This is a genomic window from Amaricoccus tamworthensis (genome assembly GCF_049800875.1).
Lineage (GTDB): Bacteria > Pseudomonadota > Alphaproteobacteria > Rhodobacterales > Rhodobacteraceae > Amaricoccus > Amaricoccus tamworthensis.
In genome coordinates this window covers 117,257-139,509 of sequence record NZ_JBNAFV010000013.1, presented here as the reverse complement: position 1 = coordinate 139,509, position 22,253 = coordinate 117,257, and the positions used below count along the sequence as shown (strand labels likewise).

At 59.7% G+C, this 22,253-nt stretch carries 21 protein-coding genes; 9 read left to right on the top strand and 12 right to left on the bottom strand.

What is annotated here, in order from left to right; translation table 11 throughout:
• Positions 1–86 precede the first annotated feature (86 nt).
• Together ACP15P_RS17640 and ACP15P_RS17635 are read right to left on the bottom strand one after the other, a co-directional pair.
• Positions 87–1,385, bottom strand: a complete 1,299-nt coding sequence (locus tag ACP15P_RS17640; protein WP_424929786.1) for an NAD(P)/FAD-dependent oxidoreductase — start codon at positions 1,383–1,385, stop codon at positions 87–89.
• A 36-nt stretch (positions 1,386–1,421) separates the two neighbouring features.
• Entirely contained in the window at positions 1,422–2,540 is a 1,119-nt protein-coding gene (locus ACP15P_RS17635) for a mandelate racemase/muconate lactonizing enzyme family protein (RefSeq protein ID WP_424929785.1), read from the bottom strand.
• A 113-nt stretch (positions 2,541–2,653) separates the two neighbouring features.
• Between ACP15P_RS17635 and pdxR the strand changes: the two genes are divergently transcribed.
• Positions 2,654–4,138: a MocR-like pyridoxine biosynthesis transcription factor PdxR gene (gene pdxR / locus ACP15P_RS17630; RefSeq protein WP_424929784.1), complete on the top strand. Its 1,485-nt coding sequence runs from the start codon at positions 2,654–2,656 to the stop codon at positions 4,136–4,138.
• A gap of 40 nt (positions 4,139–4,178) precedes the next feature.
• Here pdxR and ACP15P_RS17625 read toward each other — a convergent pair whose 3' ends face one another.
• Positions 4,179–4,913 carry a hypothetical protein gene (locus tag ACP15P_RS17625; RefSeq protein ID WP_424929783.1) on the bottom strand — a complete coding sequence of 245 codons (735 nt, stop codon included), beginning with the start codon at positions 4,911–4,913 and terminating at the stop codon, positions 4,179–4,181.
• 315 nt (positions 4,914–5,228) lie between these two features.
• On the opposite strand from ACP15P_RS17625, the gene ACP15P_RS17620 reads away from it, so the two are divergent.
• Positions 5,229–5,927, top strand: coding sequence for a hypothetical protein (locus ACP15P_RS17620; protein ID WP_424929782.1), 699 nt, complete (start codon positions 5,229–5,231; stop codon positions 5,925–5,927).
• A gap of 9 nt (positions 5,928–5,936) precedes the next feature.
• On the opposite strand, the gene ACP15P_RS17615 is transcribed toward ACP15P_RS17620, so the two are convergent.
• The 3 genes from ACP15P_RS17615 to ACP15P_RS17605 form a co-directional block, all read right to left on the bottom strand.
• Positions 5,937–7,553, bottom strand: coding sequence for a GMC family oxidoreductase (locus ACP15P_RS17615; RefSeq protein ID WP_424929781.1), 1,617 nt, complete (start codon positions 7,551–7,553; stop codon positions 5,937–5,939).
• Positions 7,554–7,691: 138 nt separating this feature from the next.
• The gene (locus ACP15P_RS17610) at positions 7,692–8,360 is read right to left on the bottom strand and encodes a sugar transferase (RefSeq protein ID WP_424929780.1); all 669 of its coding nucleotides are present in this window, start codon (positions 8,358–8,360) and stop codon (positions 7,692–7,694) included.
• Between the two features lie 121 nt (positions 8,361–8,481).
• A complete protein-coding gene (locus ACP15P_RS17605; protein ID WP_424929779.1) occupies positions 8,482–8,673 on the bottom strand; it encodes a hypothetical protein in 192 nt (63 codons plus the stop codon).
• Between the two features lie 274 nt (positions 8,674–8,947).
• Here ACP15P_RS17605 and ACP15P_RS17600 point away from each other — a divergent pair, with 274 nt between their 5' ends.
• From ACP15P_RS17600 to ACP15P_RS17590, 3 genes are all read left to right on the top strand, one after another.
• The gene (locus tag ACP15P_RS17600; RefSeq protein WP_424929778.1) at positions 8,948–9,448 is read left to right on the top strand and encodes a response regulator; all 501 of its coding nucleotides are present in this window, start codon (positions 8,948–8,950) and stop codon (positions 9,446–9,448) included.
• 79 nt (positions 9,449–9,527) lie between these two features.
• Positions 9,528–9,758, top strand: a complete 231-nt coding sequence (locus ACP15P_RS17595; RefSeq protein WP_424929777.1) for a type II toxin-antitoxin system CcdA family antitoxin — start codon at positions 9,528–9,530, stop codon at positions 9,756–9,758.
• The gene (locus ACP15P_RS17590; RefSeq protein ID WP_424929776.1) at positions 9,758–10,057 is read left to right on the top strand and encodes a CcdB family protein; all 300 of its coding nucleotides are present in this window, start codon (positions 9,758–9,760) and stop codon (positions 10,055–10,057) included. The genes ACP15P_RS17595 and ACP15P_RS17590 overlap by 1 nt, the downstream gene beginning before the upstream one ends.
• A 366-nt stretch (positions 10,058–10,423) precedes the next feature.
• Here the strand turns inward: ACP15P_RS17590 and ACP15P_RS17585 are convergent, their stop codons facing one another.
• From ACP15P_RS17585 to ACP15P_RS17560, 6 genes are all read right to left on the bottom strand, one after another.
• Entirely contained in the window at positions 10,424–12,340 is a 1,917-nt protein-coding gene (locus tag ACP15P_RS17585) for a beta-galactosidase (protein WP_424929775.1), read from the bottom strand.
• 121 nt (positions 12,341–12,461) lie between these two features.
• Complete coding sequence (locus tag ACP15P_RS17580; protein ID WP_424929774.1) at positions 12,462–13,232, bottom strand: SDR family NAD(P)-dependent oxidoreductase; 771 nt, start codon at positions 13,230–13,232, stop codon at positions 12,462–12,464.
• A gap of 43 nt (positions 13,233–13,275) precedes the next feature.
• Positions 13,276–15,360 (bottom strand): alpha-galactosidase, encoded by a 2,085-nt coding sequence (locus tag ACP15P_RS17575; protein WP_424929773.1) that lies wholly within the window; start codon positions 15,358–15,360, stop codon positions 13,276–13,278.
• A complete protein-coding gene (locus ACP15P_RS17570; protein WP_424929772.1) occupies positions 15,357–16,205 on the bottom strand; it encodes a carbohydrate ABC transporter permease in 849 nt (282 codons plus the stop codon). Before ACP15P_RS17570 ends, ACP15P_RS17575 begins: the two co-directional genes overlap by 4 nt.
• Before the next feature lies 1 nt (position 16,206).
• Positions 16,207–17,133: a carbohydrate ABC transporter permease gene (locus ACP15P_RS17565; protein ID WP_424929770.1), complete on the bottom strand. Its 927-nt coding sequence runs from the start codon at positions 17,131–17,133 to the stop codon at positions 16,207–16,209.
• 79 nt (positions 17,134–17,212) lie between these two features.
• Positions 17,213–18,451 (bottom strand): ABC transporter substrate-binding protein, encoded by a 1,239-nt coding sequence (locus ACP15P_RS17560; RefSeq protein WP_424929769.1) that lies wholly within the window; start codon positions 18,449–18,451, stop codon positions 17,213–17,215.
• A 138-nt stretch (positions 18,452–18,589) separates the two neighbouring features.
• Here ACP15P_RS17560 and ACP15P_RS17555 point away from each other — a divergent pair, with 138 nt between their 5' ends.
• From ACP15P_RS17555 to ACP15P_RS17540, 4 genes are all read left to right on the top strand, one after another.
• Positions 18,590–19,375: an IclR family transcriptional regulator gene (locus tag ACP15P_RS17555; protein ID WP_424929768.1), complete on the top strand. Its 786-nt coding sequence runs from the start codon at positions 18,590–18,592 to the stop codon at positions 19,373–19,375.
• A gap of 31 nt (positions 19,376–19,406) precedes the next feature.
• Positions 19,407–20,468: an ABC transporter ATP-binding protein gene (locus tag ACP15P_RS17550; RefSeq protein ID WP_424929767.1), complete on the top strand. Its 1,062-nt coding sequence runs from the start codon at positions 19,407–19,409 to the stop codon at positions 20,466–20,468.
• A gap of 264 nt (positions 20,469–20,732) precedes the next feature.
• Positions 20,733–21,149 (top strand): CopG family transcriptional regulator, encoded by a 417-nt coding sequence (locus ACP15P_RS17545; RefSeq protein ID WP_424929765.1) that lies wholly within the window; start codon positions 20,733–20,735, stop codon positions 21,147–21,149.
• A gap of 29 nt (positions 21,150–21,178) precedes the next feature.
• Positions 21,179–22,252: an extracellular catalytic domain type 1 short-chain-length polyhydroxyalkanoate depolymerase gene (locus ACP15P_RS17540; protein ID WP_424929764.1), complete on the top strand. Its 1,074-nt coding sequence runs from the start codon at positions 21,179–21,181 to the stop codon at positions 22,250–22,252.
• The last annotated feature ends 1 nt before the right edge of the window (position 22,253 follow it).

The following is a 22,253-nucleotide window of genomic DNA, read 5'->3' as shown; positions in this document are numbered from 1 at the left end:
TTGCGCTTTTTTCGCTGGAGGGGACTAGACCCCGAATTAGCCCGTTGGGCAAGGTCCACTTCCCATGCAATGGCATGCCAATGACGCTACGAAAGGCCGAGTCTGTCCCGGAGGCGGTAATATTCCACGGCTGCCGGCAGAAACCACGGTTTGCCGTTGTAGAGGGGACGGGGCGGGAACGCGGTTTTTTCGAGGCCCGTGGTTCCTTCGGGATCGCCTAGAACAGCCAACCCGGTTTTCATTCCGAGGTAGCTTGCCATTCCCACGCCTGCGCCACAGTAGCCCATTGCGTGATGCACCCGGTCCTGTCGACCCATATGGGGCAGGGTGTCGAAGGTGTAGCCGACGAAACCCATCCAGGAGTGTGATATTTGGTAACCAGCGAGCTCGGGAAAGATGCGGATCATCTCGTCGCGCAGGCGGCGGGCGCTGGCGCGGGTGTCGGTTTCGCCCGCACTGACTCGCCCGCCGAAGAGGATGCGGCGTCGGTCCGGGCTGGTTCGGTAGTAGTAAACCACGCGGCGGCTGTCCGAGACGAGGCGGCCTGTGGGGAACAATCCATCAATGAGGTCGGAGGGAAGCACTTCGGTGGCGATTATGTAGCTGCCGATGGGGATGATACGGCGTCTGTGCCAAGGGGAGAGGTCACCGGAATATCCATTGGTGGCAATGACCACGTCCCGGGTTTTGATGGGTCCGCGTGGGGTGGTGACGGTTGCGCCCTTGTGGTCGGAATCGAGCAAGGTTGCTGGTGTCTTGGGATGGATCGAGACGCCAGCCTTGCGGCAAAGGGCGATGAGGCCTGCGTGGTAGCGGCCGGGGTCGATTTCAGCAACGTCATGGTATACCGCGCCCCCGTGGTAGAAATCCGTGCCAAGCTCGCGTCTTTGTTCGGTGCGGGGTATCAGGGTAATCTGGCGCTCAAATTCCTTCGGCTGGTTCTCGATGGTTGCTCGCAGATCCCTGAAGGCTGCGGCCGAATGGGCGGCGTGGAAGCGGCCGGAAGTGCGGAAGTCACAGTCAAGGCCCTCGGTTTTGACGAATTCCTCAATATAGGCGCGGGAGGCATGTCCATCCTGAAGAATTCGGCGGGCGGTATCGGCGCCGTGTTTGACTGTGAGTTCCTTCAGGTCAGATTTGATTGAAATGCTGATCTGGCCGCCATTGCGGGTTGAGCAGCCCTGGCCTAGGGCATCTCTCTCAAGTACGATGACACTGCGACCGGCGCGTGCGATTTGCAGCGCTGCGTGAAGGCCGGTGTAGCCCGAGCCAATGACGACCGCGTCGGACCGGTTTGGCAGGTCGGGTGCGGTTCGATCGTCCAGAGGGTAGCGGTCCCACCAATAGGGTGCCGCGCGAAAATCCTTCGTGAAGAATTCAGCCATTGTAAGCCGCAGCGTTATGGACGCTTTCGGACATGGTCAGTCGTCCATTTCGCTGACCTGGTAGATGGATTTTGCGAGCCATTCGGGGTTTACCTCGATACCCCAGCCCGGCGCGTCGGTGACCTCGGCCATTCCGTCCGTGATCGCGTAGGGATCGGTCACGAAAAGGTCCTGCTGCCATGGGTAGTAGTCCTCACCCTCGATGGAAAACTCGAGATACTTTCCCGCATTTGGGATGGCGCGCAAGAGGTGCATGGTGAAGAGCGTCACCAGCGAGAGGTTGGCGCAGTGGGGGGTGACAGGCAGGCCCGCGGCTTCGGCCAGGCGGGCGACCTCAAGCGTGCGGCCCATGCCGCCCACATACATCACGTCGGGCTGCACGATGTCGACGGCGTGCATGTCGATCATGCGTTTCCAGGTGGGGATCATGCAGTCCTGTTCGCCGCCGGTGACGTCGAGCGGCGTGTCGGCGAAGGCCTCGCGAACGGTGCGGGTCTGGTCGAGTTCCCAGTAGGGGCAGGGTTCCTCGTAATGGGTGATGCCGTGGTCGAGCAGCATGTGGCCCCAGGTGATGGCCTGGTCGGGGGCGTAGCAGGAATTGGCGTCCACGAGCAGGGTTACGTCCTCACCGGCGAAGGTTTTGGCGATCGTGGGGATGATTTCTCCGGTGCGGCTCTCCCATTCGTCGCGGCCGCGCCCGACCTCGGCTCCAATGCGGAACTTGAAGGCGTCGAAGCCGTAGTCACCGCGCAGGCGGCGGAAGCGATCTGCCTCGTTGGCAGGCGTGATGTCGCGCTTCATGGACGAGGCGTAGGCGCGGATTTTGCCGGGACTGCCGCCGAGCAGGGTGGCGACGGGGACGCCCGCCTGTTTGCCGCGCAGATCCCAAATGGCGGTTTCCAGGCCGCCCATGGCGCGGCAGATATAGGAGCCGGGGAATTTGTGTTCGCGTTCCTGTATGAGGTTCAGGTGGTCGTCCAGGTCGTCAATGTCGATGCCGATTGTCCAAGGGGCGACCTGGCGGTGGAGAACCTGGGCGGTGATGTCGGAATGGTAGGTGGACATCTGGCCCCAGCCGGTGGCGCCGGTCTCGTCCGTGACCCTGGTGAAACCCACGAAGGGGTTCGAAAATGTCTCGATGCGAATGATTTTCATGCGTTGGCTCACCTTGGATGGACATGGATTGTCCGCATCCACGGATGATTGCATATTGGGCTGGTGATAAGGTCCACTTTGAACCAATGGGCAGACCAATTGAAGGAGCCGCGGTGACGAAATACGCGGGCGGGGCGCTCATCCCGGTCATTCCGATCAGGCACGATGACAGTGCCACGATAACGGTCCAGCTGGTCGCGGCGCTGCGGCGGATGATCCTGTCGGGGCAGTTGCCGGCGGGGGTGCGTCTGCCCGCGAGCCGGACGCTGGCGCGGAGCCAGGGGGTGTCGCGGACCACGGCGGTCAACACCTATGAGCAGCTGGCGGCGGAGGGTTTGCTGCGGTCGCTGGTGGGGTCGGGGACGTATGTGAGTGACACGATCCTACCGCCGGTGCCCGCCCATGAGGTGCCGCGTGGGGAGGACGCGGTGCCGCCGAGGCTGGCGACCCTGAGCCGGGATGCGTCGGACCGGTATTACACGCGCCTGGCGCATCCGGACACGCCACGGGCGTTTGTGACGGGCATGCCCGCGTTTGACGTGTTTCCCATGGCGCTTTGGTCGCGGCTGTCGGCGCGGCACTGGCGGGGCGGGCGCAGCGGGGTGATGCGCTATCCGGACCCGTGCGGGCTGATGGAGTTGCGGCGGAGCGTGAGCCAGCACATGCGGGCGAACCGGGGGGTAACCTGCGCGCCGGAGGAGGTGTTTATCTTCAACGGGGCGCAGGATGCGTTCAACCGGATCGCGTCCATGCTGGTCAATCCGGGCGATCCGGTGTGGTTTGAAAACCCCGGCACGGTGGGCGCACGGAACAGTTTCATTGCCTGTGGAGCCAGGCTGGTGCCGGTGCCGGTGGATGCGGAAGGGTTGGACGTGGCGGCGGGCCTGGAGGCCGCGCCGGAGTATCGGCTGGCCTTTGTCACGCCCGCGCATCAGCATCCGTTGGGAAACACCATGAGCGTGTCGCGCCGTTTTGAACTGTTGCGGGCGGCGGAGCGGACGGGGGCCTGGATCATCGAGGATGATTACGTGGGGGAGTTCCACTATGGCAGCCACACGCCACCGCCGCTGAAGAGCATGGATGCCTCGGGGCGGGTGGTCTATGTCGGCACGTTCTCGAAGTCGATTTTTCCCGCCCTGCGTCTTGGGTTCGTGGTGGCACCGCCCCGGCTGGTGGAGATGTTCGAGCGCACGGCGGCGGCGATGTTGCAGGGTGCGCCCACGGGGTCGCAGGCCATTGTGGCGGATTTCATCGACGAGGGGCATTTCACCACCCATATCCGCAGGATGCGGGAGGTCTATGCCGAACGGCGCGATGCCCTGATACGGGCGGCGGATCGGGAGTTGTCAGGGATGCTGACCGTGCAGCCGACGGAGACCGGGTTTCACACGATTGGGGATCTGGAGGTGTCAGGGCTGTCGGAAACCGTTGTGGCCGGGGCGGCGGGTGCGGCGGGGATTGCCACGGCACCGCTGGGCCGGTTTGCGCTTTCACCGATCGACCGGCAGGGGCTGACGCTTGGGTTCAGCGCGGTGCCCGCCGCACAGATCGGGCGGAGTGTCGCGGCGCTGGGACGGGTGATGCGGGGGCTGGTGTGAGGGTGTATCCTGTTGACGGGCGTTCGTGTTTATTCCACGTTCAGCCGTCCGTGCGGGGTGGAAAGGTTTCAAGTTCGGGGTGGTGTTCCAGATAGTCCCGGCAGGTCAGTGTTCCGTTCTCGGTGATCACGTAACCATCCCAGTATTCAATCGTCACGACCAAAGCGTTCCCGGCCTGATCGTCCCGTCGGTAGATTACTGGTGTGCCGTCCTCAAGTTCGAGGGGTGTGCCAATACTGTCGTCCCGGAAGAGAACCGTTCCCTGGCTGCCTTTTTTGTCATAACCGGAAGAAACGACCGCGCCGAGAGCCGGACTGTATTCCGTGGGTTTTTCCATGCAGATACCCCAAAACACCCTGTCCACGAAACTGCATTCTTCGTAGTAGCGAACGGGCAATTCAACTGGGGCTACCAACTCGATCCCGTCGTCGCCTTCCGTGAGGGTGATCAGATAGCTTTTGACCGGACCCAGAACGAAGTACTTTCCCGGTGTTACCTCCACTATCGTTTCCGCCGGGCCGTTATCAGGCTGCTGAACCGCCTTGAAGGATTTTTCGCGTCCGTCGACGATGAGAAGAACGTGACTGGGGACCAAACGCAGGGACGTGCGGTCGTCAACGTGGATCCATGTGTTTCCGTAGACTTCAGGTTTGGGGCCTTCAACCGGACAGGGTTCACGGGCGGTGGCGGGCGAAGGCAGGGTGACCAGTGTTGCCAGAATAATGGCATGGGCTGATAATCCGTGGTGTGTGGATGAATGGCTTGAATTTTGCATGGGTACTCAGGGAAATCTGGAACTGTTTTAATGGACGCGGACGGACCGCGCCCGGCATGCTAACCGAACATGTTGGATGATCCAAACGGGTGAAGGTCTGTCCGGTGCCGCGCGGGGTTGGGACCAGTCGGCACGGTACTGGACAATTCCATCGGCAGGCCGCTTCGCAAGCTGACCGGGAGTTAATCCGATGGTAGGATTTCCAAGACAGCGTGGCGAAATTCTTCATTCAACTCACCGGGATCAGGTATCCCAAATAACCAAAGGTCGTCAAAAAATTTCACGTATGCAATTTGCCGTATGATATTACTACGGATGCCGAAAATCAGAGCGGGTGGAAAAAAGATCAAACGAATACGCCATATGTTGGGCGCGGCACTGGTCTTCCTGGTTGCGGGAACAATTTTTCCGCCGGCAACCGCTCAAACCACGGACCAACAGCCTGATCCGCGTGCGCGTGAGTTTTTGCCGTATGAGGATCAGTTTGGGACGGTCGTGAGACTGTCCAATGAGGAAAACTATCCGTTTCGATTTTATGGAAGAACGCTTGCGCAGGTCGAGAATGATGGTGGACACCGGCGCGCTCGGGAATTTGCTCCGGTATTGGAGGAATATCCGTCAGTTTTGTCCTGTCTGAAACCGGACCAGCAGAGAGAGACCCGGCCCGATTTGTCACAGGTTGATTGGCGTAAGATCAATTTCATTCTTGCGGCAGAGGTGTGCGTGTTTCGGATTGCGGCCAGCTATCAAAGCGTTGAGGGATTTGAGAGGTGGCTGGAAGGGCAGGGTTTTCGTATGATGGGAAGGACTGCCCGCTCCGGTCCGCACAATCTGGGATGGGTTACGTTGGAAGCCGGCAGGTCAACCAAAGAACAGGGGCGGCTGTTCGACTACGGTTGGGTTGATTGGCTTCTGGAACGTCTGTTCGGGCTACATCTTGCTGAAACCATTCAGATTATTTTTGATCCAAACGGTCAATGGGTGGACATCAATCTGAGCGTTACCAGAAATTAACGACGGGGATCAGCCCCGATCCGCCAGGATCAGGTCGGAGGCCTTCTCGCCGACCATCATGGACGGGGCGTTGATGTTGCCGGCGGTGATGCGGGGGAAGATCGAGGCGTCGGCGACGCGCAGGCCGTCCAGGCCGTGGACTTTCAGGCGGGCGTCCACCACGGCGCCCGCGTTTGGGTCGGGGCCCATGGCGCAGGTGCCGCAGGGGTGGAAGACGGTGCCGACCTGGCCGACGATATTGGCGCGCAGGGCGTCGGGGTCGGTGACGTCCGGGCCTGGGATGACCTCGCGGAGGATGGAGTTGGCCAGGGGCGGGGCGGCGGCGATGCGGCGCAGGATGTCGACGCCTTCGCACAGCTCGTCCAGGTCTTCCGGGACGCTGAGGTAGCGGGGGTGGATCTCGGGCGGTGCCATCGGGTCGGCGGAGCGGATGTGGAGATGGCCGCGGCTCAGGGGGTGGCAGTTGGAGATGCTGAGCTGCATTCCGGGGAAGGCGTCGGGTGCCAGCAGGCGGCGTTTGCCGGGGGTTTTGTGGGTATAGCTGACCGGGGCGAAGTAGAGTTGCAGGTTAGGGCGGGGACGGTCCGGGGAACTGCGGAAAAACCCGCCGGCCTGGTTGACGCTGAGCGAGAGGGGGCCGCCGCGGGTCAGAAGATAGAGCAGACCCATGGCGATCCGCCCGGACCAGGGACGCAGAAGGTTATTCAGGGTCGGGCAGTTGGCCTCGTAGATGAAGTCATAGCCGATATGGTCCTGGAGGTTGGTGCCGACCCCTGGCAGGTCCTGGGTGATGTCGAGACCGAGGTTTTTGAGGCGGTCGGCCCCGCCGATGCCGGAAAGCTCGAGCAGCTGGGGTGAATTGACGGCACCGGCGGAGAGGATGACCTCGCGGCGGGCGTGAATGCGCAGGGTTTTGTTACCGCGCCGGTATTCGATGCCGGTGGCGCGGCGGCCGTCGAACAGGATGCGGGTGGCATGGGCGCGTGTGATGACGCGGAGGTTTGCGCGGCGTTTCGCAGGGTTGAGGTATCCGGTGGCGGCGGAGCAGCGAAAGCCGTTGCGGGTGGTGATCTGGTAGAGGCCGACGCCTTCCTGGTCGGCACCGTTGAAATCGGCATTGCGGGGGAGGCCCGTGGCCTCGGCGGCGTCAATCCAGTCGTGGCTCAGGGTGTGTACGCCGAGATCGGTGGCGGTGACGGTCATCGGCCCGCCGGTTCCGCGCCAGTCGTCGCCGCCGGCGAGGTTGTTTTCCATGCGCCGGAACAGGGGCAGCACATCCGCATGGGACCAGCCGGGATTGCCCAAAGCCGCCCAGCCGTCGTAATCCGCCGCCTGACCGCGAATATAGACCATGGCGTTGATGGCGCTTGACCCGCCAAGAACGCGTCCACGGGGCCAGTAGCTGACGCGGTTGCCGGTGCCCGGGTCGGGTTCGGTGAAATAGCGCCAGTTGATGTGGGGGTCGTGGAACGCGCCGCCATAGCCGATGGGCATGCGGACCCAGAGGTTGAGGTCGGAGCCGCCGGCCTCGATCACCGCAACCTCGGATTTACCGTCCGCGCTGAGCCGGTTGGCAAGAACGCAGCCCGCACTGCCTGCGCCCACAATCACGTAGTCGACCTGCATCCGTTTCCCGATCTTCAAACCACAAATCAGCGGGCGAATTTCGCCCACTGATCGGAGTTACACAAATGTCATGAACCGGGGTCAAGTCTCGGGCCATTATGTTTGAACTGCCACGCCAATTTTGTCCGGGTCTGGGCGTCAGTAAGACCCGTCTTTCTGGAAGGGCACGGCCAGAGTCTTAATGAGGATCCAGGCGTCGAGCACAAGCGACTGGTTCTGGATATAGTCAAGGTCGTAGTGGACACGCTCAAAGGCGGTTTCGGCGTCGTCGATGGGGCCGCGGTTGCCATTGGTCTGCGCGAGGCCGGTCACGCCAGGACGGATCTGGTGGCGGGCATGGTAGTAGGGAATCATGTCCTCGATGTCGCGGCCTTCGACCTCCAGCACCAGCGCATGGGGGCGGGGTCCGACGAGGGACATGCGACCGCAGAGAACGTCCCATAGTTGGGGCAGTTCGTCGAGGCAGGTTTTGCGCAGGATGCGGCCAAGCGGAGTGATGCGGTCATCGTCGCGGGTGGCCTGGCGGCGGCCCGACAGGTCGGTGCCCTCAACGAACATGGTGCGAAATTTCGTCACGGTGATCACGTCCCGCCCGGCGCCGTAACGGGGCTGGCGGAAAAAGACGGGTCCGGGAGAGGTGAACTTCACACAGACGGCGGTGATGATCAGAAGCGGTGCGAAGGTCAGGAGCAGGATCAGAGCGCCAATGCGGTCTACGGCGGCTTTGATGCGCCAGGATGGTGTTGTGGCATCCGTTCCTGGAATGGTGGCGGGGAACTGTTCGGAACTGAAATCTGAAACTGTCATGTCAGGTGTCCTGCCGGTTGAGGGGTTCCCCGTCCTCGGGGTTGGCCTCTTTTTGGCAGAACGGACGCGTCACGGATGTGATAGACGTCACGGAGGATTTGAATAAAGTTGTTGGGTTCGGTTACTCCGGCTTGCCTGAATTTGAATCAAGCACCCCGAAATCTCGCGATGCAGACCCATCGCGCGCGGTTGAAAAGTAGCCCTCAGCGGCCAGGCCACGCTGAAGCAGTTCGCGAATGGCGGCGGCACGGCTGGGCATTCGGCTCTTGAAGCGCCAGTCGTCCAGCGCTTTGAGCTCGTCCTCCGAGACCATTATCTGCAGTCTTTCCATACGCTTGGAGCTTTGCCCGGACATCTTTCGCATTCCATTGTGGACTGGTGGCGGAATCAAATTCCAACCACATTTTACACCGAATTTTAGGTAAGGTAACTTACTCATAAAGCCCCGGTTGTGCCATTGGAGCTCGTGATGCTGGTGTGGTAAGTTAAGAAATTGATTTCGCTGGACAAATCCGGTTTTGGCCCTACGCTTGCAAGAGGTGCCTGCGTTTGCGGGTCAACAAGACTTTTCAGGAAGGTGGTGGCTGTTGGATTTTGCGGACGAAAATGGGCTGGGAAGAGGCAAAACCGAACTTCTCAAGATCGGTCTTGAGACGGGCGGTGATGCCGGTATGCCGGTCCGTCCCGATTTCGCACGGCTGATGGCACGCTATGGCGGGTCGCCGCGTGTCCTGGTGGTGGAGGATGATCACCTGATCGGGACGGACATCGCGCATTCGCTTCGTGAGACCGGATATGAGGTCGTTGGGATTGCAAATACCCCGGATGCCGCGCTGGATTTTCTTGCGATGAGGGAAGGGCGGATCGACTGTGCCGTGATTGACATACAGTTAGATGATGAAACGTCGCAGCCGGTCGCCGAGCAACTGGACCAGCTGGCCATCCCCTATGTCGTGGTCACGGGCCATACCGAGGCGACGGTGCGCAGGCTTGGCATTGATGCCCCGGTGATTGAAAAACCCTTTGATGGCGTGCGCCTGAGTGCGGACCTGACTTCTCTGCTGCTGGTGCAAATAGAGTTGGACTAAGAGTATGCCCATAACCATGCGCATGGTTGATGTATACAAAGTCTGCGCGTATATTGATGCTCTCTAGGAGCGCCGCCAAATGAATATTCAAAGCAGGAAACCCACCAATCTTTCTCTGGACAGCAGTCTGCTGTCGGAGGCGCGGGCGTTGAAAGTCAATCTTTCCCGCGCTGCGGAAGAGGGCGTTCGGGCTGCGGTCCGGCGGGCGCGGTCGGAACAGTGGAAGGCGGAAAACGCCGCGGCACTGGAAAGCTCCAACGCATTTGTTGAAATGCATGGATTGCCCCTGGACCGCTACCGGCAGTTTTAATGCCCAAATACGATGTGTTTCCCAATCCCTCGGGTGATGGGTTCCTCCTGGATGTGCAAACTGATCTGCTGAGCGGGCTGAATACACGTGTGGTCGTGCCGTTGCTGCCGCAGGAGCATGCCCCCAAACCGGCGAAGCGGCTCAATCCGGTTTTCAAGGTCGATGGTGAATCTGTTGTCATGGCGACACAATTCCTCGCAGCGGTCCCGGTGAGTATTCTCAAGGCTCCGTTGTCGAATATGGACGACCGGGCGGATGAGGTGACCGCCGCCATGGACATGCTCCTGCAGGGGTTTTGATCTGGTTCGTGCGCCTATTGCAGAACCGGTCGGTGGTGCGGGTCGCTCCATCGCCGGGGTGACTGACCATAGGCGTATTTGAACCCCCACTGAACCGGGAGGCACTGATATAGCCCACTGCCATAGCGGGCTCTGTCATGGTCATGTCTTCGGCAATCTTCATGGCAGCATTTTTGAGGTGCATCGACATGACAAACTGGATCGGCGACAAGGGTGGCGCCTGTTTGGATTTGCGATGAAATACTGCTCGCCTCATGCCGCTGCGGGCGGCGAGGCCGTCGTTGGAGATAATCTGTTCGCGGTTTGAAGACAACGCTTCCGGGGAGCATATCTTCGTGGCGACAGTTGCTGCGGGATGATCGAACATCAGAGTTCAGTTCTTGTCACGGACAGGGGAAGAAATTCACGCCCCTCGACCTCTCGCGTTTCAGTGGAATGGTTGAACCAAAACCGCTCGGTCGCAGTGTCGCGGCAGCGGACGCCTTGCGGTAGGTCCAGTGTTTCGAGACCGGCCCGCGTGGCGGCGGATTTCAATACACGGATCATTGCTTGCTGGTCCAGCCAGCCGCACATGTAGATCAGATTGTCGATCCCGACTACGGCGGGTCCATCGCTCTCAAGCCGCTCCATTACTTCGTAATCGCCCTCCACGATCTCGCGGTATAGTGTAACGGCTCCGCCGCCCTCGAGCGGCAACGGCATGTCGGGTCGCAGGCTTTCCACGTGGGACACCGTTAGGCTTCTGCCCGGCAGGGCCGGAGGGAGCGGGACCGGCGTGCGCATCGTCGCATCCCTGGCACCGGTACGGGGGCCGAACACCCAAAGTGCCTTGCTGTGGTCCATGGCCGCCTTGAGGGCGTCGGGCATGTGCATCAGCCCTGGTGCGAGGATCATATGATATCCGCTGAGATCAGCATTTGACGGCAGAATGTCGATCGAGAGGCCAAGCTGGCGCAGGGCCCGGTAAGTGTCGAAGACCAGGTCGAAGTAGCTCAGCCCTTTGCCGTGAGGCTGGATCTGCCAGGCCCATTCGGCCTCGTAGTCGAAAATCAGCGCAATGTCGGCCTGGCGGTTGGCGACATCCGGTGCGTCGGCGATTTCGCGAGCCACCTTGCGTGCCTCGGTGAGGCCGGGTGCGTCGGCGCTGTCGGGTCGCAGAAGGCCCGCATGCATCTGTTCCTGCGCCATTGGAGCCTGACGCCAGCGGAAGTAGCAGACCGCCTCTGCACCATGGGCAAATGCCTCCCAGCTCCAGAGCCAGACCATTCCGGGAAGAGGGGTAGGGTTCCAGGGCGCCCAGTTCACCGGGCCGGGCTGCTGTTCCATAACCCACCAGCGGCCTTTGCCGACGCTGCGGTACAGGTCGTGGTGAAACGCCTGGAAGTCCGGATCGCCCTGGCGGGCATAGGTGCGTTTGTGCGCGTCGTCGGCTTTGACACGGTCTTCAAGGAAACCGAGCGGGTAGCTGTCCCAGGTGGCGATGTCGAGGTCGTCGCTGACCCTGTAGTGATCGAAATCCGTGATACGTCCCATATAGTTGTGGGCGATCGGAGCCTGAGAGTGGGCGCGGATGATATCGGCCTGAAGCCGGTTGAAACTTACGACCTGATCCGAACTGAACCGGCGGAAATCGAGCACATGGGAAGGGTTGGGCTCCGTCACCGTGAGGTTTGGCAGGTCGATCTGGTCGAAAGTGTCGTAGTCCATTGACCAGAAGACGTTGCCCCACGCGGTATTCAGTGCCTGAATGTCGCCGTCATTTCCCTCGCCTGGATAGCGTTGCCGCAGCCAGCCTTGGAATGCCGTCCGGGCCGCGTCACTGTAGGACAGGGTCGTGTCGTGGCAGCCGTACTCATTATCGGTCTGCCAGGCGGCCACATGGGGGTTGGGACCATAGCGTCTGGCGATGAGCGTTACGATTCGGGCACATTCCGCCCGGTAGCCCTCGTGGCTGAAGCAGTAGTGTCGGCGGGAGCCAAAACGGCGGGGGCGGCCATCCGCGTCAGTGGCCAGCATATCGGGATGCCGGTCCAGCATCCAGCGCGGAGGAGTTGCCGTAGGTGTCCCCAGCACGACCTTTAGCCCCGCATGACCCAGGACCTCAATCGCGTCGTCGAGCCAACTGAAGTCATATTGTTCCGGCTGCGGCTCCAGCCGGGACCAGGCGAATTCGCCAATCCGTACCCATGTAAGTCCGGCCTCGACCATGCGACGGGCGTCGTCTTCCCAGACGTCCCGCGACCAGTGCTCGGGGTAGTAACATGTGCCCAGCGTACGTTTCATTTCGGTCTTCCTGCCTCTCGTGGCCGTAGTTCTGTCAATCTCTTCTAGCGGATTGCCGGGTCTGTAGAGCATTGTCCTTCTGACGGGCCAACCCAGATTTAGGCCCGGCAGGTGGTTTTGGTCAGCCGGTCACCACGACACCACCGTCGACCACCATTGCCTGACCGGTCATCATCCGGCTGGCATCGGAGGCCAGAAAGAGGGTCGCGTCCACAATGTCCCGTGGCTCGAGGTGATCCTTGAGGCACTGGCGTTCAAGATGTGCCGCCAAAGCTTCCGGTGTCGCCCAAAGGTCTTTCTGTTTGTCGGTCAGAACCCAGCCGGGCGCGAGCGCATTTACGCGGATGCGATCCGGTCCGAATTCCCGCGCAAGGCTTCGGGTCATGCCATTTATGCCTGAATTGGCGGTCGTGTAGCTGGGGTAACCCGCATTGCCCATCATGTAGCTGATTGACGAAAAGTTGACGATTGCACCACCGCCAGACTCGCGCAACATTGGAATGACCGCCTGGCAGGCAAAAAAGTATGCTTTGAGGTTTATGGCTTGGGACCAGTCCCAAAACGACTCCTCCACATCGAGCGTGTCATGGCGCTTATCGTTGGCTGCATTGTTCACCAGCGCGGTCACCGGACCGTGCGCATCTTCTGCTGAAGCGATGCAGGATTTAAGCGCGGCGATGTCTGTGATGTCGCAGGGCAGGTAGAGCGGCCTTTGACCGTATTTGGCTTCCATTTCGTCGCAGAAAGCCGAGGCGTCGGTGCGCTGCACAAAAGCGACCCGCGCACCCTGTGCGAGGAACCCGTCGGTCAGCGAGGCGCCGATGCCCGAGCCTCCACCTGTGATGAATACGCTCCTGCCGTCGAGATCGTGAAATGTTGCGGCTCTCGTCATCGGTGGATCTTCCGTTTTGCCGGGCGGACGGTTCGCGGCTCGCTCATACGAGTTCCCCCTTCACCACCCACATTGTTTCGGGGAAGCTCCAGGGCAGGGTGAGGCCATGGTTCATCAGGTAGGCACCGCTCAACGTCATTGGTTCGGATTTTATCTCCTGGTCCCCGCGGGACAGGCCAGGTGCGTCACCACAGTTCAGCAGTTCGATCCGGTAACATTGATCGGGGGAGAGGCGGGTGAGGCGCAGCGGTCGAGGTGCGATCTGGGAGGAGGTTTCCGCCTTGCCAGCGAACACGACAAATTGCCCGCCGCCCTGTTCAAGATGCTGTTCGGCGATCACGGCGGGGTCGGCGCTGTCGAGGCGGAGGATGTCCGCACGGGCAAGCCAGCTGCGATTTTCCTTCCACCAGGAGGTTACGTGCCGCAGGACCCCGGCTTCTTCATCAGTCAGTTCGCGCGGGTCCATCTCGAAACCCATGTGTCGCTGCGCCGCGACCCAGGCGCGGAAACGTATGTCCATGACCCGGCCGGAGGTGTGGCAGGTGCGTGGTCCGACATGGCTCCCGGTCACCACCATGGGAAGGAAGAGTGCAGCGTTGTGCTGCATAAGCAGACGTTCAACCGCGTCGTTACTGTCTGAAAGCCAGACGCGGTGCGTGCGCCCGAGAATCCCAAAATCGATCCGGCCACCGCCGCTGGCGCAGCTTTCGATCTCGACCGAGGGAAACGCCTCGCGTAGACGGTCGATTAGTTCATACGACCCGCGCGTCTGGGCCGCATCGGGCATGGGGAGCACGCGGTTGTGGTCCCATTTTATGTAGTCGATGTCGTTGTCGGTCAGCACCTTGCCAACCTGATCGAACAGGAAATTCCGCACCTCTGGCAGGGCCATATTGAGCGCCATCTGCTGTCGGCCCAGAATTTGGTCCTCGCTGCCGAGGGCCCAATTGGGATGCGCGCGAAACACGTCGGAGTCGGAGTTGATCATTTCCGGCTCGAACCAGATGCCGAATTTCATACCGAGGCCGTGGACGTGGTCGATCAACGGAGTGAGCCCATCAGGATATTTGCGGGGATCGACCTCCCAGTCGCTCAGGGCTCGAGTGTCGTCGTCACGCATGCCGAACCAGCCGTCATCCAGAACAAAACGTTCGGCGCCAAGGTCGGCCGCGTGCTCTGCGATGTCCTTGAGCTCGGGAAGGTTATGGTCGAAGTAAACCGCCTCCCAGCAGTTGTAGTGGACCGGACGTGGACGGGCCGGATCCGGAAATTCTACAATCCGGTCGCGCAGGTGACGCTGGAACGCAACCGCGCATCCGTTCAGGCCGTCGTCGGAGAACATGGCGTAAAGTGTGGCCGTAGAGAACCGCGTAGCGGCCTCCGTCTCGATCCGAGTTGCGTGTCCAAACTGAATCTGGCGGCGCCCGTCGGGCAGCTCTTCCGCTGCCATGCGGTGACCACCGGACCAGCCGTAGTGAAAACCGTAGGCATGGCCGGTAGCATTGGTCGCTCCGCGGCATGGGACGATCAGCCCTGGAAAATGCTCATGACCTGTGCGCCCGGTGCGGTTCTCTCGGTAGCGCACCCCTGGGGACCAGGCGGTACGGTTCATCTGGAACTCACCGCACCACCTCCCCGCAAAGTCGATCATTTCGTCGCTGAGCTGCGGCGCGGGGAAAACCGGCGCGGAAAGCCAGTGCAGGTGCATGGGTTGACTGCACTCGATTGAGGCCCGGGCCTCAATTACGTGAGTTTCCGTGTCTATTGCGAATTGTGCGCAGTAGATGAGCAGGCCGGACTGGTCGCGAAACGTAAGCGTGAGACTGTTTTCCCCAATGCTTTCTGAGGAGAAGCAGAACTTGGGCAGGTAGGGCCGACCCGCCTCGTCCCGGATTACCAGCCCCGGTTGTCCGGGAAAGGTTCGGGTTGCTTCGGGGCAGATAGAGAGTTCCGGGTTCGCGTCGAGCATGCCACCGGTCACGTCGATGGCGTGTGCCCTGGTCAGCGTTTGCGTGTCCTCCTCATCCGGCAGACGCGGACCCCAGTAGACCACCTCGGCGAGGTGGTCTTTTTGGGAAGCAAGAACCAGCGTTTGCCGACTGTCATCGAGCCGCCAGGTTCGGATCATTTAACGGCTCCCAGCGTCAGGCCGGCAATGAAGTGCCGCTGCATGAGGAAAAACATCAACACCGGTGGCAGAGCCGCGACGATCGAGCCGGCGGAGACGAGGTGCCATGCGGCGACCCACTGGCCATTGAGAGAATAAAGACCGGCGGTGATCGGCTGGTTCTCTGCGCCCTGGGTCAGGACGGTAGCCCAGAAGTAGTCGTTCCAGATGAAGGTGAAAATCAGCACCGACAGGGCCGCGAGCGCTGGTTTCATCAGGGGCAGGACGACATACCAGAAGATGCGGATTTCGCTGACACCCTCGACGCGTGCCGCCTCGATCAGCTCATAGGGCAGGGCCTTGATGAAGTTGCGCATAAAGAGAGTGCAGAACCCGGCCTGGAAAGCGATGTGGAACAGAGCCAGTCCGTACCAGGTGTTGTACATGCCAAGATCAAGGGTGAGGTCGCGGACCGGAACCATCAGGATCTGGAACGGTACGAAGTTGCCCGCGATGAACATGAAGAAGATCAGAAGGTTGCCCTTGAACTTGTACACTGCGAGCGCGAAACCGGTCATGCAGCTGATCGCAACTGCGCCGATGACGGTAGGGATCGTTACCTTGAACGAGTTGAGGATGTACTGTCCGATTGGGGTTTGCTTGAAGATGGCCGTGTAGTTTTCAAGCAGATTGAAGCTTGTCGGCCAACCCCAGTAGTTGCCCGCGGTAATGTCACCGGCCGAGCGGACCGAATTCAGCGCGACGGCGATGAGAGGCAGGAGCCAGATAATCAGGGCAAAGGGCAGAGCGATCTTGTAGACGGTCTGAGCTGCGGCAGATTTTTTCTCAATGGGAGTGGGAAACATCTTAGTGCCCTTTCTCGTCGCGGTACATTTTCCAAAGGAAACCGGCGATATAGACCATCATGATAAGGAACAGGACCACGGCAATGGCCGCGCCATATCCCATACGGAAGCCGTATTCGGAGAACGCCTGCTCATACATGTAGAATGCCAGCACGCGGGAGGAGCCCCAGGGGCCGCCATCGGTCATAATGGAGATCAGGTCGAACGAGCGCAGGGCGCCTATGACCGTCACGACAACTGCAATAAAGGTTGCGGGCCGGAGCTGCGGAAGGATCACGTACCAGAGCATTTTTGCGCCTTTGGCATTGTCGAGGCGGGCGGCCTCGATCTGCTCCGGGTCGACCGCATTCAGACCGGTGAGGTAGAGGATCATGCAGTACGCCGTCTGCGGCCAAAGACCGGCGGCGATAATACCATAGGTCACATAGCGTTCGTCCGCGAGCACGGCTATCGGTTCGGCTCCAAACCATCCGAGCACAATATTCATCAGGCCGTAGCTGGGGTCGTAGAACCAGGCGAAGACGAGGCCGACCACCACCTGCGAGATAACAAACGGGAAGAAGAAGAGGGACTTGTAGATCCGGATGCCGCGTACTGTCTGGTTGAGGAACAGCGCCACGAAGAGTCCCATCGGGATCGCCAGCATGTAAAGAACAAGCCAGATCACGTTGTTTTTGAGTGAGGTATAAAACGCCTCGTCGTCCATCAGTTCGACGTAGTTGCCGGTGCCGACCCAGGTTGCTTCGCCGAGACCGTCCCAGTCATAGAAGGAGATGTTGATCGACTGAAAAATCGGAATGATCACGTAAACGAGAAACATGAATATTCCCGGGGCCAGGAACAGCCACGGTGCCAGGCGCTGCTGGTTTTCCTTCCACCACCCCCGTTTTGCGGGTGGATGCGTGTCCGGGACAATAGGGGCGGTCATTTCTTCCTCCTCTGGCGCGTTCGACTGACGGTTTTTGCCCCGCTCGACACCGCCGGGCGGGGCATTTCCTTGCAGATTGTTATTTGTAGACGCGCTCGCGGACCTTCTCGAGGCGCTCAAGAATGGCGTCGAGACGCTCGGGCTTCACCATGAATTCCTGGAAGCCTTCCATGCCAGCCTTGGCCATTTCCGCCGGATAGTCGCGGTCGAAAAATTGCGCGATGCCGCCATCGGTGTTCGACAGCATCTCGTAACCTGCCTGGAGGAATTTGTCGTCGCCAACCTCGGATTCGTTGTTGATCGGCAGCTGGCCCAGAGTCTCGTTGATCTGGGTCTGCACATCAGCGCGTGCGAGGTAGGCCAGGAACTTCTTCGCATCTTCCTTGTTTTTCGCATTCGCCGGAATGTGGATCGTGTCCGTTGGTGCGTCCTCTGCGAGGGGCACGTCAGGATTGATCACGGGGAATTGGAAGAAACCAAGCTGGTCATCGGTAAGCCCCGCCTCGCGCAGCGGTGCCACGGCAAAGTTGCCCATGACGTACATGGCTGCTTCGCCCTGGACCATCGGTGCAAGAGCTTCCTGCCATGAATAGGCGGCGTGGTTCTCAAGGAAGAACCCGGCGTCGATGAGCTCCTTCCAGTTGTTCATGGTCGCCCGGACGCGGTCATCGGTCCAGGAAACCTCACCTTTGCCGAGTGCCATGTGGAAGTCGTAACCGTTTGTGCGCAGGTTGATGTAGTCAAACACACCGCCGGCGGTCCAGAGGTACTTGGTACCGATGGTAATCGGGGTGACCCCGGCTTCCTTCAGGGTTTCACCGGCGGCTTTGAACTCATCCCAGTTGGTGGGAACTTCGATGCCGTTTTCCTCAAAGATGTCCTTACGATAGTAAACGCCCCATTGGTAATAGGTGTAAGGAACGCCCCAGAGCTGGCCGTCGATAGTCATCGAACCCACGGAAGAGGCCAGCGATTCCTTCAGCCCATTTTCCTCCCAAACATCATCCACCGGCTCGAAGAGGCCGGCGTCTACATACGGAAGCATTCGGTTGCCCGCGTACCAGTTAGCAAGATCCGGCGAGTCAGCTGTCAGAAAGTTCCGGATCGAAGTTTTGTATCCTTCGTGGTCGAAGAGGTTCCAGGTCACCTCAACGTCCGGGTTTTCAGCCTTAAATCCCTCGATCAGCGCCTCAAATGCGGCTTTGGGCGCAGGGTCGGATGTGTCGGTGTTGATCACCAGTTCTCCGGCGAAAACCGCCGATGAGAGTAGCGTGGAAGCGGCGACCGCCGTCGTCAAAGTTTTTGCCTTCTGGAACATGTGATTCCTTTCTCCTCCAGATTATTGGTTCCACATAATGGAACAAACGTTTTGAATGTTGACCTGATAGTCTCAAATTGCTATCAAGTCAACAATTCCTTAACGACGAATAGAACACAAAAACGGCGGATCGGGAAAATGAATAAGCACGTCGGTACTGACGGGACTGTCGGAAAAGCACTTGATATCCTTGATACCGTCGTGGCTTTCGGGCGGGCCGTGCGCTTCGCCGAAATCCAGGAAGTCAGCCCGTATCCCAAAGCGACGCTCTACCGAATCCTCCAATCGCTGACGAATCAGGGGATGCTGGCCCACGATGAGGAGCGGATGGTTTATGTCCCCGGTTTGCGGCTGGTCAGGATGGCCCGGCACGCGTGGAACCAGTCCTCTTTGGGACCTCTGGCGCTGCCGTTCATTGAGACGCTGGCGCGGGATGTGGACGAAACGGTCCATCTGGCACAGATGGAATACGGTCGCGTCGTGTTTATTGAAAAGATAACCCCTGAGAATGGGTTTCAGACCATGGCGCGCCCTGGTCGGCGGTCGCCCGCACACTGTACCGGGGTCGGCAAGGTAATGCTGGCCTTTATGGATGAGGAGCGGAGACAGCTGGCGTTGGACAACCAGCAGTATGAACCGTTCACACCCGCGACCCATTCCGGGCCACAAACACTGCTTACGGAACTCGAGACCGTACGTCAGAAGGGCGTGGCTTTTGATCGTGAGGAACACGAGCAGGGTATCATAAGTATTGCCGCGCCGATCCTTGGCAGCTCAAAGCGCGTCATTGGCGCAATCTCAATCGTGACATCCACGTTTCGCATGTCGCTCGAAGATATTGAAAGATTTCGACCCGCATTGTTGCGGACAGCCGCCCAAATCGGACGTGAGGCTGAGGTCTGGCCTTATCCGGTAGCGCAATAAACCTATCAAAACCCCTGGGGAGAGAAAAACCATGTCAGGTGTAGCACTCAACGGTGCCGTAAAACGCTACGGCGAAATTCAGGTCATTCATGGCGTCGACCTCCAGATTGAGGATGGCGAGTTTTGCGTGTTCGTTGGCCCGTCAGGCTGCGGTAAATCAACGCTGCTGCGTATGATCGCCGGGCTTGAGGAGACCTCGGATGGACAGATTTCGATTGGCGGAAGGGATGTCACGCGGGCCGATCCCGCTGAGCGTGGGGTTGCCATGGTTTTCCAGACCTACGCGCTTTACCCGCACATGACCGTCGAGGAAAATATGGGCTTTGGCCTGAAGATGAACGGCGTCGAGAAGTCGGTGATCAAGTCCAAGGTCGCTGAGGCCAGCCGTATTCTGAAGCTCGACGAGTATCTGACGCGTCGCCCGAAAGCATTGTCCGGAGGTCAACGCCAGCGTGTAGCCATCGGCCGGGCAATTGTGCGTGGTCCAGATGTGTTTTTGTTTGACGAGCCGCTGTCGAACCTTGACGCGGAACTGCGCGTGGACATGCGGGTGGAGATTGCCAGGCTGCACAAGGAAATCGGCGCCACCATGATATATGTGACGCATGACCAAGTTGAGGCGATGACCCTGGCCGACAAAATTGTTGTGCTTCGGGCGGGACATATCGAACAGGTCGGCAGCCCGATGGAACTGTACCAAAATCCCGACAACCGGTTTGTTGCTGGCTTCATCGGGTCGCCCAGCATGAACTTCATGAAGGGCAAGGTTAAAGGTGGCGAGGTTGTGGTGCCGGCGCTTGACAATGCTTCAATCCAGACCTCGGTAGCTCTGCCGGGCGATGGCTCGGACATTATCGTCGGTATTCGGCCGCAGCATCTGGCCGTGCGTGAGGGAGCGTCGCCGGTGAAGGTCGATATCCGCGAGCGGCTTGGTGGCGTGGCTTACGATTATCTCAACACACCAACGGGCGAGCGCATCGTCGTTGAGACGAAGGGAGACGAAGCCATTCCGGAAGGAACCGGCGTGGTTGTTGAGTTTGATCCAGCTGACGCCATGTTCTTTGACGCGAGCAGCGAGGAACGCCTGCGGTAAAACCGTCGGGACTGGTTTTGTCCGGATCTTCGTGATGGAAATTGAACTTCAGGCGTCGTCATGTGCGGCGCCTTCATTTTTTTGTCTTGGAAAGTTTTCGAAGTCTGGGCGCCATACGGCTTGAATTCATCTATGTTACGTGTAACACAAATTATGTTATATAAATTGCGCATCTTCGATATAAAATCTGTCAGGCGGGCTTGCGTCACGCCGCATGGATGCCATATAACATCCACATGGATGGTATATGGATGTAACTTTGAAATGAGCAATGTCACAAAGCTCCGGGATAAAATCCCGGACAATGAGAAGGTCACGATAAACCTCGGGTTTGTGGATCTGGGCCGTATCGATCTGCTGGTGCAGGAAGGCTTTTATTCCAACCGCAGTGACCTTATCCGAACCGCAATAAGGAAACAGCTCGACAGTCACGATGCGGATGTGCGCAGAACAGTCGACCGTCACACAATGGAACTGGGCCTGCGGGAATACACGCGGGCGGATCTGGAGGCGGTTCGCGATTCCGGCGAAATGCTTCATGTCAAAGTCGTCGGCCTCGCGCGGATCGCCAGCGACGTGACGCCTGAACTGGCGCTCGAGACCATTGGGTCAATCTCGGTGCTGGGCGCGCTTCAGGCTGGAAATGACGTCAGAAAAGCTCTCGCCGACCGCATTACCTGACCGGTCAGGCTTTTAAGGGATAACATATTATGTACGGATTTAACGCCGGTGTACTGCACCGGGCGAACGGTGGTGTGCGCGGTTTTGACAGCGGTGCGGCGAACGAACTGGTGCGTCGCACGTTGGCTCAGAACGGTTTCGCTGCTGAGGGCACAACGCAACCGGATTTTGTCAGCACGGTCCTCAAGGGTGTTTTGGGTAACAGTGCGACGCTTGCAGCGGTGCGTACGACTGAAGAACCGGATTTACCGAACGGCGCACGGTTTCTCGCAGGCAGTTATGCCTGTGCGGAAGGATCGAGGGATTACAGGCTTTACGTGCCCTCAAAGGCTGTGGAGCGTTTAAACGGGCTCTTGGTGATGCTGCACGGTTGCACTCAGACTGCGGAGGATTTTGCAGCCGGCACACAGATGAACGCTTTGGCGGAGAAACACCGGTTCGCGGTCCTTTACCCGCAGCAGGCGCGCGGGGAGAATTCTCGAGCATGCTGGAACTGGTTCAGTCCGGGCGACCAGACGAGAGACAAAGGTGAGCCCGCGATCCTTGCGGGCATGACGCGCAAAATCGTGGCTGATTTTGGCATTCCGTCCTCGGCCACGTTCGTGGCTGGGCTGTCCGCCGGTGGCGCCATGGCTGTCATATTGGCCACGACGTGGCCTGATATATTTGCCGGGGCTGGCGTTCATTCCGGATTGCCCTACGGGTCCGCGTCGGACGTGTCCACTGCCTTTTCGGCCATGGCGGGAAGAAATGTCGGCACCGCTTCTCTGGCCCCTCAGGTTCCGGTGATCGTGTTCCACGGATCGGCGGATGCGACAGTCAGTCCGCTCAACGCCGACCGAATTGCGGGTGACGTGCGCCGGGGCCATTCCGGGCAGTCACTGGAGACAAGTGAGAGACGTACCGTTGGGGGACGTAACTGCACCAGGATGGTGGAGACCACAATGGATGGCCGGCCAATGATTGAGACATGGAGGATCGAGGGACTTGGCCATGCCTGGTCCGGCGGGAACGCGAAAGGAAGCCATACGGATGCCTCGGGGCCGGACGCAAGCGCGGAGATGGTTCGGTTTTTCGGACAGTGCCGCAGAAAAAGGACGTAAT